The sequence below is a fragment of the Mesorhizobium shonense genome (genome assembly GCF_040545255.1).
GTDB classification, from domain to species: Bacteria; Pseudomonadota; Alphaproteobacteria; order Rhizobiales; family Rhizobiaceae; genus Mesorhizobium; species Mesorhizobium shonense.
Genome location: NZ_JBEPLM010000035.1, coordinates 17,298 through 27,220, shown reverse-complemented (window position 1 = coordinate 27,220; position 9,923 = coordinate 17,298). Strand labels below are relative to the sequence as shown.

The window sequence follows — 9,923 nt, the reverse complement described above, 5'->3', positions numbered from 1 at the left end:
CGGTCCTTAGGACGGTCGCCTGCCGCCGGGACTGCTGGCTGTGATGGGCCTGCAGTCCCGGCCGCCAAACTACCCGATCCTTCTCAAACAATCCTCGGGCTTGACCCGAGGATCCATTCCGTGACTTCCGAGCGTCACGGCGATGCAGGACGCGCGCGCAAAAGCGCCAATTCTGGACCGCCGCATCCTTCGGCCAATGTAACGGAATGGATTCTAGGGTCTGCGCCGCGTCGCTTCGCTCCTTGCTCCGCCCTAGAATGACGACGTAAGGGGGTCGCCTTAACCAGGTGCCGCCAGCGCTTTCTCGATCTGCGGCAACAGCAGGTCCCTCGCCGATTCCGGCGTCAGCGGCCCGACATGCTTGTAGGCAATCTTGCCGTCCTTGCCGACGACGAAGGTCTCCGGCACGCCGTAGACGCCCCAGTCGATCGCCGCGCGGCCGGCCGGATCGACGCCGATCGCCTGGTAGGGATTGCCGAGATCGCCGAGGAAACGACGGGCATTTTCCGGCTCGTCCTTGTAGTTCAGCGCGGCAAGCGTGAAGCGCTTGTCCTGCGCCAGCGCCAGCAGCACCGGATGCTCTTCCCGGCACGGCGCGCACCATGACGCGAAGACGTTGACCAGCGTCACCTTGCCGACGAAGGATCTTGACTCCAGCCCCGGCAGGTTCGCGCCTTCGAGCGGCGGCAGGTTGGTCTGCGGCGCCGGCAGCCCGATCAGGGCCGAGGGGATTTCCGAGACGTCGCGGCCGGACAGAAGCTGCGACAGGAACAGCCCGGCCAGCCCAAGAAAAACCAGCAGCGGCAAAATCACGAACAGGCGGCGGCGAGGCGCCGGTGTTTGGGTCTCGCTGCTCACGGCTTCGTCGTCCCGGCCTTGTCCGAGCGGCGCCGTACGCCGGCGGCCTCGAGCGCGGCGAGCTCGCGCTTGCGCGCCCGCTGGTCGAGCAGGATCCAGCCGATCAGCCCCGCCAGCACGATCGCCGTGATGGCATAGGCCGCGGTGACATAGAGGGCGTGTGCGCTCATTTCTCGATCAATCACTTATCGCATTCTAATAGTCGTGCCGGTCTTCCGCCGCAATGAACGACGCGTGCGGCAGATTTGCGGTCACAAAGGCTGCGTCTGCAAGAACCCTGAGATGCTGCCGACGCGCATCGACTCGGATGTTAGCGATAGTCTCACTGCGCCCTCACAGGTCAGCAGGATCTTGCCTGCATCATCCCACATTCTGATCGAACTCATCCCATGGCTCTCGAATTTACGCAGACTAATTGACTCGACCGCGAGGAATTCCAATCCGAACGACACAGCATTGAACGCTCCCCATTTGGCTGGCGGCCGGTAAGGCAATACCGTCGAGATAAAGGACAGGTGCATGATTGGGCCGTCGCGGCCCATCGTGGCCGAGGTAATCTCGACGGAAGACAAATCCGGATAGTGGCCATAGATGGTTTGGAGGAAGATCGAGTTCTCGATTCTTAGCGGCCACATCAATCCGTCCCGTGACGCAGTGCCAGCGCGGCCGCCAGCGGCCCGACCACGGCAAGAAACAGCGTCAGCGCGGCAACAATGAGGAATGGCTGCAGGAACGGCGCCGGATCGGCCACCGCGCCGTAGCTCGCCGAGACGCCGAAGATCAGCACCGGGATGGTGAGCGGCAGCACCAGCACCGAGATCAAGAGCCCGCCGCGCGGCAGCGAAACCGCTACCGCCGCGCCTGCGGCTCCTATGAAGGTGATGGCCGGCGTGCCGACGAGAAGCGTCAGCGCCGTGGCGCCGATCGCAACCGGCTCCATGTTCATGAACAGGCCGAGCAAGGGCGCCGCGATCACCAGCGGCAGCACGCTGCCCATCCAGTGCGCCAGGCATTTAGTCAGCACCGTCAGCGCCAGCATGTGGCGGTCGTTGTTGAGCACGAGCAGATCGAGCGAGCCGTCCTCGCGGTCGGCCTGGAACAACCGGTCGAGCCCGAGCAGGCAGGCGAGCAGCGCGGCGATCCAGAGAATCGCCGGACCGATGCGGGATAAAAGGTTGAGGTCGGGGCCGACGCCGAACGGAATGGTGGCGATGACGGCGAGGAAGAAGATCGCGCCGATCAAAGCGCCGCCGCCGGCGCGGATGGAAAGGCGGATGTCGCGGAGGAAGAGGGCTAGCATGATTTGAGATGCCCGCGCCCAGGCACCCCCCTCTGGCCTGCCGGCCATCTCCCCCTCAAGGGGGGAGATTGGATGTCATTCCGGCCTTCGCCAATCTCCAAGGTAGCAAGGCTAGCGGAGCGCCCGAACTGCCGATCTCCCCCCTTGAGGGGGAGATGTCCGGCAGGACAGAGGGGGGCGCCTCGCGCCGACATCAAATGATCTCCCCCATCCTCAACGCTTTTCCCCCCTCCAACCCCAGCGGCAGATGCGTCGCCGCCACCAAAATCCCCCCATCCGCCAAATGCCCCCTCATCAACCCCGCGAACCGCCCCTCCGACGCCTTGTCCAACCCCGCCGTCGGCTCGTCGAGCAGCCATATCGGCCGCCGGCTGACCAGTAATTTTGCGATCGACGCCCGCCGCCTCTGCCCGGTCGAAAGATAACCGAACGGCAGGTGTCCGAGTCCTCCCAGCCCGACCGTCTCCAGCGCCTCCTCCACGCTCAAAGCCGGCTCGCCCTGGAAGGCGCGCCAGAAGCTCAGGTTCTCCTCGACGCTCAGCGCCGTCTTCATCGCGTTGAGATGGCCGAGATAATGCGAGGCTGAAGTGACCGAGGGAAACGCTTCGCCGCCGCCCTCGATCTTTACCTTTCCGTCGCTCGCCGGCAGCAGGCCGGCGATGATTCTCAGAAGCGTCGATTTGCCGGCGCCGTTCGGCCCGGTCACGACGAGCGCCTCACCCTTTTCGAGCGCGAAGCCGATGCCGGAAAAGACCGTTTCGCCGCCGCGCTCGCCGCCCAGATTTTCGGCGATCAGCCGCATCCTTGCCCGTCCCGAAAGCACCGTTTCGCGGCCGCCGCCGCATCGCACAAATTTGCTTTTCGACTGTCTAGAACTATTCCAGGAAATTCTCTATATGCGGTTCATCCGTGCCAGCGGTCGGCGCGGGAGAAGAGTTAGCGCCGAACCAGCGCACGCGCCGCCTTGAACGGCTCGGGTTGCTTGGGAGCGGACAGCGGAAATGGCCGTACCCGCACCTTTGCGCGTGATTGCATGCCATCGGCGTCCGTTCCCTTTCAGGCTGAACAGACAAGGACGGATCGCACGTGTCAAAATCCCTCGACAGTTTCAAATGCCGCCGCACCCTGACCGCGGGTGGCGTGGACTATGTCTATTTCGACCTCGCCGAGGCCGAGAAGAACGGCCTCACCGGTATCGCCCAACTGCCCTATTCGATGAAGGTGCTGCTGGAGAACCTGCTTCGTAATGAAGACGGCCGCTCCGTCACCAAGGATAGCATCCAGGCGGTCGCCGCCTGGCTGAGCGATAAGGGCACCGCCGGCGTCGAGATCGCCTATCGGCCGGCCCGCGTGCTGATGCAGGATTTCACCGGCGTGCCGGCCGTGGTCGATCTCGCAGCCATGCGCGATGGCATCAAGGCGCTCGGCGGCGACCCGGAAAAGATCAATCCGCTGGTGCCGGTCGACCTCGTCATCGACCACTCCGTCATCGTCGACGAGTTCGGCACGCCGATGGCCTTCGCCCGCAATGTCGAGCTCGAATATGAGCGCAACGAGGAGCGCTACAAGTTCCTGAAATGGGGCCAGCAGGCCTTCCGCAACTTCCGCGTCGTGCCGCCCGGCACCGGCATCTGCCACCAGGTCAACCTCGAATATCTCGGACAGGTGGTGTGGACCAACAATGAGGATGGCGAGACCACCGCTTATCCCGACACCTGCGTCGGCACCGATTCGCACACCACCATGATCAACGGCCTCGGCGTGCTCGGCTGGGGCGTCGGCGGCATCGAGGCCGAGGCCGCGATGCTCGGCCAGCCGGTCTCCATGCTGCTGCCGGAAGTCATCGGCTTCCGCCTCACCGGCAAGCTGAAGGAAGGCGTCACCGCCACCGACCTGGTGCTCACCGTCACCCAGATGCTGCGCAAGAAGGGCGTCGTCGGCAAGTTCGTCGAGTTCTTCGGTCCCGGCCTTTCCAACATGACGCTGGCCGACCGCGCCACCATCGGCAACATGGCACCGGAATATGGCGCCACCTGCGGCTTCTTCCCCGTCGACAGCGAGACCATCCGCTATCTGACGATGTCCGGCCGCGAGGAGGGCCGCATCGCGCTGGTCGAGGCCTATTCGAAGGCGCAAGGCATGTGGCGCGACGCAGGTTCCGCCGATCCGGTCTTCACCGACCTGCTCGAGCTCGACCTCGGCGACGTGGTGCCGTCGATGGCCGGCCCGAAGCGTCCCGAGGGCCGCGTCGCCCTGCAGGACATTCCCGCCGGCTTCGCCAAGGCGATGGAAACCGAATACAAGAAAGCCGCCGAAATCTCCAAGCGCTATGCGGTGGAAGGCGCCCCCTACGACCTCGGCCATGGCGACGTCGTCATCGCCGCCATCACCTCCTGCACCAACACCTCGAACCCGAGCGTGCTGATCGGCGCCGGCCTTTTGGCCCGCAACGCCAACCGGCGCGGTCTCAAGCAGAAGCCGTGGGTGAAAACCTCGCTGGCGCCGGGAAGCCAGGTGGTCGCCGAATACCTGGAGAAATCCGGACTGCAGAAGGAACTCGATCAGATCGGCTTCAACCTGGTCGGCTTCGGCTGCACCACCTGCATCGGCAATTCGGGCCCGCTGCCGGGGCCGATCTCCAAGACCATCAACGATAAGGGCCTGATCGCCGCCGCGGTCTTGTCCGGCAACCGCAACTTCGAAGGCCGCGTCTCGCCCGACGTGCAGGCGAACTACCTCGCCTCGCCGCCGCTGGTGGTGGCGCATGCGCTGGCAGGCACCGTCACCAAGGACCTCACCACCGAGCCGCTGGGCGAGGGCAGCGACGGCAAGCCGGTCTATCTCAAGGACATCTGGCCGACCTCGGCCGAGATCCAGGAGTTCATCGAGAAGAACGTCACGCGCGAGCTTTTCGCCCGCAAATATGCCGACGTTTTCAAGGGCGACGCCTACTGGCAGAAGGTCAAGGCGCCGGAAGGCCAGACCTATGCCTGGGACGACGGCTCGACCTATGTGCAGAACCCGCCTTATTTCGCCGGCATGGGCCGCAGCTTCGGCAAGGTCGGCGACATCAAGGGCGCGCGCGTGCTGGGTCTCTTCGGCGACAAGATCACCACCGACCACATCTCGCCGGCGGGTTCGATCAAGGCCGCTTCGCCGGCCGGCAAGTACCTCACCGAGCATGGCGTCGGCGTTGCCGACTTCAACCAGTACGGCACGCGGCGCGGCAATCATGAGGTGATGATGCGCGGCACCTTCGCCAACATCCGCATCCGCAACCACATGCTGGGCGAGAACGGCCGCGAGGGCGGCTACACGATCCACTATCCCTCGAAGGAGGAGATGTCGATCTACGACGCGGCGATGGAATACAAGCAGGAAGGCGTGCCGCTGGTCATCTTCGCCGGCGTCGAATACGGCAACGGCTCCTCGCGCGACTGGGCGGCCAAGGGAACGAATCTCCTCGGCGTCCGCGCGGTCATCGCCCAGTCCTTCGAACGCATCCACCGCTCGAACCTGGTCGGCATGGGCGTCATCCCCTTCGTCTTCGAGGACGGCGCCTCATGGGCGTCCCTCAACCTCAAGGGCGACGAGCTGGTCGAGATCGACGGCCTGGCTTCGATCAAGCCGCGCCAGAAGATGGTGGCCAAGGTCACCTATGGCGACGGCACGGTGAAGAACGTGCCGATCGTCTGCCGCATCGATACGCTGGACGAGCTCGACTACTTCAAGAACGGCGGCATCCTGCAATACGTCCTGCGCGATCTCGCTGCGTAGCAGCGAGGCAGTAGGCGGTAGGGCTTAGGCAGTAGGGAAAGACCCCCTACTGCCTACTGCCTACTGGCTAATCAAACCACCGCCCGCCAAGCATTAGCCGGCCCGCCTGAAGTCCTGATCCGGTTGGCTCGCAATAGAGATCGGCCGGCATCAGGAGAGTTTACCACACGGTGGTGATGCGGTTTCGAAATCGAACCGCCTCGAAAAATGCAGTGGCCTCTCCTGCCGTCGCCTTACCTGCGGTCGCGACGAAAATTTCACCGCAACGTGACTTCCCGTTGACTGTCCGTTCTGCCACATATTTTAGCAATCAGAACAAGGCCGGCGTCACCGGCGGGAATTGGAACAGTCATGGCATCTCGAGGACCATTGCGGCTTGCGGCATTTGCGCTGGCCGTTTCGACGTTTGCCGGCGCTTCGCTGGCAAGCGAGCCCGAGAAGCCGCAGGCCGACAAGCCCCAAACCGACAAGCCCTTGGGCGTGGTCGAGCTTTTCACCAGCCAGGGCTGCAGTTCCTGCCCGCCGGCCGATGAATTCTTCGCCGAGCTGGCCGCCAAGGAAAACGTCGTCGCGCTCGCCTACCACGTCAATTACTGGGACTATCTGGGCTGGCAGGACACGCTGAGCAACAAGGAAAACACCGACCGGCAGTATGACTATATGCGCGCCTTCGGCAGCCGCTCCGTGTACACGCCGCAGGCGGTCATCAATGGCCGCAGCCATGTCAATGGCGCCAGCCGCAGGGACGTCGACGGCGCGCTGGCCCGGATGGACAGGGTCGGCGAGGGCATGCGGGTCGGCATCAAGGTGAGCCGCACCAGCGACCGCGTCATGATCGACGCTGGCGACGCCGGCAACGGCCCGAGCGACGCCCATGTGGTGATCGTCTATTTCGATCCGCCGCAGATGGTCAAGATCGGCCAGGGCGAGAACAGCGGCCGCAGCTTGACCTATTGGAACGCCGTCTCCGACATCCAGACCGCCGGCATGTGGCACGGCAAGGCGCAGCGCTACGAATTGCCGATGAGCGAGATCGCCAAGAAGGGCGGCTGCGCGGTGCTGCTGCAGTCCGTCGGCAAGGACGGCATGCCCGGTCCGATCCTCGGCGCCGCCTTTATTCGCAAGCCGTGACAGCTGACCAAGCCGGTGCCGCCGTTTTATAAGCAGCTGCACCTCAGCGCTTACATATCGGAACTTCGTGCTGCCCCTCATCCGCCTGCCGGCACCTTCTCCCCGTATAGTGACGGGGAGAAGGGAGACGGCCGCAACGCTGACGCTTATCCTGCAATGCCTGCGGTCGGCGAAATCATCGATGACGGCGTCTTTCTCCCCGTCACTATACGGGGAGAAATGCCCGGCAGGGCAATGAGGGGCAGCGCTTACAGACGACATTTGCCGCCCCCGCTATGACATCGAACGACCCGTCTGAGCGAGCCACCGCACCTGTCAGGCAGCTCCGCGCCAATAAAAAACCGGCGTCAGCTTGCTTCTGACGCCGGTCATTCAGGTTTTGGGATCGTCGCACCTGATTTTTCCAAGGAAAAACCGAGGTTGGTTCGATCCGACGCTGACCCGTGGGCGGGGGGCTTGGGGTTTACGAGCCGGTGCCGGACCGAACCGTCTCAGGCAACGCGGGTAAACTCGTCGGACATTGGGGCATGAGCGCGGATAATTTATGGCGAGAATGTGGCAGAGCATCACCAATTCCAACACGCGTTTTGCAAACGTGACTGGACCTTTCGGAAACCGCGCAGGCCCCGCTTGGTTAGCCGGCCCTTGCAATTCGGCCGCGAAAGCGCGAACCTTGGCCGGTGCAGATTCAATCGAAGGATCGCGGCATGACTGATCACAGCAGCGGGGCGGAGGATGGGGAAGCATCCGGAATATTGATCCCGCTGCATGAGGCGCGCAGCGCACGCCTCGACCAGCCGGTGCGCTTCGACCGGCGAGAGCTCGACCAGATCCTGAGGCTTTACGGGCGCATGGTGGCGGCCAATGAATGGCGCGATTATGCGATCGATCATCTTACTGATCGCGCTGTCTTTTCTGTCTTCCGCCGGGCCAGCGAGGTGCCGCTGTTCCAGATCGTCAAGGACCCGAAGCTGGCGCGCCGGCAGGGCGCCTTCGCGGTCATCGCCGCCGGTGGGCGCATCCTCAAGCGCGGCCAGGAACTCGGCCGCGTGCTCGGCGTATTCGATCCCAAGCTGAAGCTGGTCGAGGCGTGAAGGGGAATTGAGGAATTGAAGAATTGAAGAACTGAGGAAAAGAGGCGCTAAACGCCTGATATAAAATCATTTTTCCTCAGTTCTTCAATTCTTCAGTTCCTCAATTCCCCTTTCCCATTTCCTCATTTCCCTCCAAGCCTGAACCTCCGCTCCGGCAGCGAATCCGGATCGGGCGGCAGCTCCGCGCCGCCATTGAGCGTCAGCTGCATGAACACCGTGTCCAGCCAGCGCCCATGCTTGTAGCCCGACCCTTCCAGGCGCCCGGAATGGCGGAAGCCGAGCTTCTCGTGCAGCCGCACCGAGGCGCTGTCCGCGTGGCCGTCGCCGATCACCGCGATGATCTGGCGGAAGCCTGCCTTACGTGCCGAATCGATCAGCGCCTGCATCAGCAGGAAGCCCACGCCCTGGCCTTTGGCCTCGGGCGCGACATAGACCGAATCCTCGACGACGAATCGATAGGCGGGGCGCGGCCGGAACGGTCCGGCGTAGGCATAACCCAGTACGATGCCGTCCTTTTCGGCCACGAGATAGGGAAAGCTGCCGGCCGCTAAACCGTCGTATCGATTGCCCATTTCGGCGCGGCTGGGCGGTTCCAGCTCGTAGCTCGCGGTGCCGTGCCTGACCGCGTCGGAATAGATTTCGGTGATTCGGTCGAGGTCGGCTGCGCTGGCCACTCTGATTGCGATATTGCTCATAATTTGTGCAGTTGGTTTTCCTGCCTCAATAACAGCAGAGGAACGCGCAAAAGGAAAGGGCGGCCGTTGGGCCGCCCTTTCCGAAATCTATGGTCCAGCAAGGCAATTCCAGGAAAAGTGCTTAACGGTTTTCCGTCCGGAATTGCGTAGGAGCCTTTAGCGGCGATCGCCCATGAACTGCAGCAGGAACATGAACAGGTTGATGAAGTCGAGATAAAGCCTCAACGCGCCCATGATCGCCTTGCGGCCGGCAACGTCCGCGACGTCACCCTCGAAATACATCTCCTTGATCTTCTGCGTGTCGTAGGCGGTCAGGCCCGCGAACACCAGCACGCCGATCGCCGAGATGGCGAAAGCGAGCGCCGACGACTGCAGGAAGATGTTGATCAGCATCGCAATCAGCAGGCCGATCACGCCCATGATCAGGAACGAGCCGAACGCGGTCAGGTCGCGCCTGGTCGTATAGCCGTAGAGCGACAGCGCGCCGAAGGCGGCGGCGGTGGCGAAGAATGTCTGGGTGATGCTGGTGCCGGTGTAGACGAGGAAGATCGTCGACAGCGACAGGCCGACAAGGCCGGCATAGACCCAGAACGTGGTCTGCGCCGCAGCCACGCTCATCGACTGGATCCTGAACGACAGGAACATCACCGCAGCCAGCGGCGCCAGGATGACGACCCAGCGGAATGCGCTTGCATAGATGAGCTGGCCGAAGGCGGTCAGCTGGCCATCGCCGGTGACGGCGAGTTGGAACGCGCCCCAGGCGGCAAGGCCGGTGATGAGCAGGCCAAGCCCCATCAGGTTGTAGACTTTGATCATATAGGCCCGCAGGCCCTGATCGATATCGACGCGCGCGCCGGGGGCGGCGGACGTCTGGTAATTGCGAATGGGATCAGCCATTGGAAATCCTCTGTTGCTTCTGCCCCGTCCGGTGACAGGCCACTTTAGCCAGGCGCCGCTGGCGGGACTCCAGCATGCCTGCGCAGAAATATGATGGTTCTTGACGTTAAGGACAAGACGGTAACGGGGCGTAACGCTTCGTGAGAAGGCAAAAGGCCGGTTTTTGGCCGT

The 9,923-nt window shown here is 63.2% G+C and carries 10 protein-coding genes; 3 read left to right on the top strand and 7 right to left on the bottom strand.

Translation table 11 applies throughout. The annotated features are described in order from the left end of the window. Positions 1-279: 279 nt before the first annotated feature. The 5 genes from ABID26_RS36505 to ccmA all read right to left on the bottom strand — a co-directional run bounded on the left by ABID26_RS36505 (position 280) and on the right by ccmA (position 2,960). Entirely contained in the window at positions 280-858 is a 579-nt protein-coding gene (locus tag ABID26_RS36505; protein WP_126097126.1) for a DsbE family thiol:disulfide interchange protein, read from the bottom strand. Continuing rightward, positions 855-1,028 carry a heme exporter protein CcmD gene (ccmD, locus tag ABID26_RS36500; protein WP_126097125.1) on the bottom strand — a complete coding sequence of 58 codons (174 nt, stop codon included), beginning with the start codon at positions 1,026-1,028 and terminating at the stop codon, positions 855-857. Before ccmD ends, ABID26_RS36505 begins: the two co-directional genes overlap by 4 nt. A gap of 81 nt (positions 1,029-1,109) precedes the next feature. Then, positions 1,110-1,493, bottom strand: a complete 384-nt coding sequence (locus tag ABID26_RS36495) for an Imm50 family immunity protein (protein ID WP_126097124.1) — start codon at positions 1,491-1,493, stop codon at positions 1,110-1,112. Beyond that, positions 1,493-2,158: a heme exporter protein CcmB gene (gene ccmB / locus ABID26_RS36490; RefSeq protein WP_126097123.1), complete on the bottom strand. Its 666-nt coding sequence runs from the start codon at positions 2,156-2,158 to the stop codon at positions 1,493-1,495. Before ccmB ends, ABID26_RS36495 begins: the two co-directional genes overlap by 1 nt. 193 nt (positions 2,159-2,351) lie before the next feature. Then, positions 2,352-2,960: a heme ABC exporter ATP-binding protein CcmA gene (gene ccmA, locus ABID26_RS36485; RefSeq protein WP_126097122.1), complete on the bottom strand. Its 609-nt coding sequence runs from the start codon at positions 2,958-2,960 to the stop codon at positions 2,352-2,354. Positions 2,961-3,244: 284 nt separating this feature from the next. Here ccmA and acnA point away from each other — a divergent pair, with 284 nt between their 5' ends. From acnA to ABID26_RS36470, 3 genes are all read left to right on the top strand, one after another. After that, a complete protein-coding gene (gene acnA, locus ABID26_RS36480; RefSeq protein ID WP_292303772.1) occupies positions 3,245-5,935 on the top strand; it encodes an aconitate hydratase AcnA in 2,691 nt (896 codons plus the stop codon). 351 nt (positions 5,936-6,286) lie between these two features. Then, a complete protein-coding gene (locus tag ABID26_RS36475) occupies positions 6,287-7,066 on the top strand; it encodes a DUF1223 domain-containing protein (protein WP_126097120.1) in 780 nt (259 codons plus the stop codon). 707 nt (positions 7,067-7,773) lie between these two features. After that, positions 7,774-8,160 (top strand): DUF2794 domain-containing protein, encoded by a 387-nt coding sequence (locus ABID26_RS36470; RefSeq protein ID WP_126097119.1) that lies wholly within the window; start codon positions 7,774-7,776, stop codon positions 8,158-8,160. A 122-nt stretch (positions 8,161-8,282) separates the two neighbouring features. Here ABID26_RS36470 and ABID26_RS36465 read toward each other — a convergent pair whose 3' ends face one another. Both ABID26_RS36465 and ABID26_RS36460 read right to left on the bottom strand, forming a co-directional pair. Beyond that, positions 8,283-8,855 carry a GNAT family N-acetyltransferase gene (locus ABID26_RS36465; RefSeq protein ID WP_126097118.1) on the bottom strand — a complete coding sequence of 191 codons (573 nt, stop codon included), beginning with the start codon at positions 8,853-8,855 and terminating at the stop codon, positions 8,283-8,285. 156 nt (positions 8,856-9,011) lie between these two features. Next, positions 9,012-9,752, bottom strand: a complete 741-nt coding sequence (locus ABID26_RS36460) for a Bax inhibitor-1/YccA family protein (protein ID WP_126097117.1) — start codon at positions 9,750-9,752, stop codon at positions 9,012-9,014. Between the last annotated feature and the right edge of the window lie 171 nt (positions 9,753-9,923).

Excerpts from the sequence above, each read along its gene's own strand:
- ccmD (WP_126097125.1), bottom strand. The coding sequence starts at position 1,028 with ATGAGCGCACACGCCCTCTATGTCACCGCGGCCTATGCCATCACGGCG.
- ABID26_RS36495 (WP_126097124.1), bottom strand. The coding sequence starts at position 1,493 with ATGTGGCCGCTAAGAATCGAGAACTCGATCTTCCTCCAAACCATCTAT.
- ccmB (WP_126097123.1), bottom strand. The coding sequence starts at position 2,158 with ATGCTAGCCCTCTTCCTCCGCGACATCCGCCTTTCCATCCGCGCCGGC.
- ccmA (WP_126097122.1), bottom strand. The coding sequence starts at position 2,960 with ATGCGGCTGATCGCCGAAAATCTGGGCGGCGAGCGCGGCGGCGAAACG.
- ABID26_RS36475 (WP_126097120.1), top strand. The coding sequence starts at position 6,287 with ATGGCATCTCGAGGACCATTGCGGCTTGCGGCATTTGCGCTGGCCGTT.
- ABID26_RS36470 (WP_126097119.1), top strand. The coding sequence starts at position 7,774 with ATGACTGATCACAGCAGCGGGGCGGAGGATGGGGAAGCATCCGGAATA.
- ABID26_RS36465 (WP_126097118.1), bottom strand. The coding sequence starts at position 8,855 with ATGAGCAATATCGCAATCAGAGTGGCCAGCGCAGCCGACCTCGACCGA.
- ABID26_RS36460 (WP_126097117.1), bottom strand. The coding sequence starts at position 9,752 with ATGGCTGATCCCATTCGCAATTACCAGACGTCCGCCGCCCCCGGCGCG.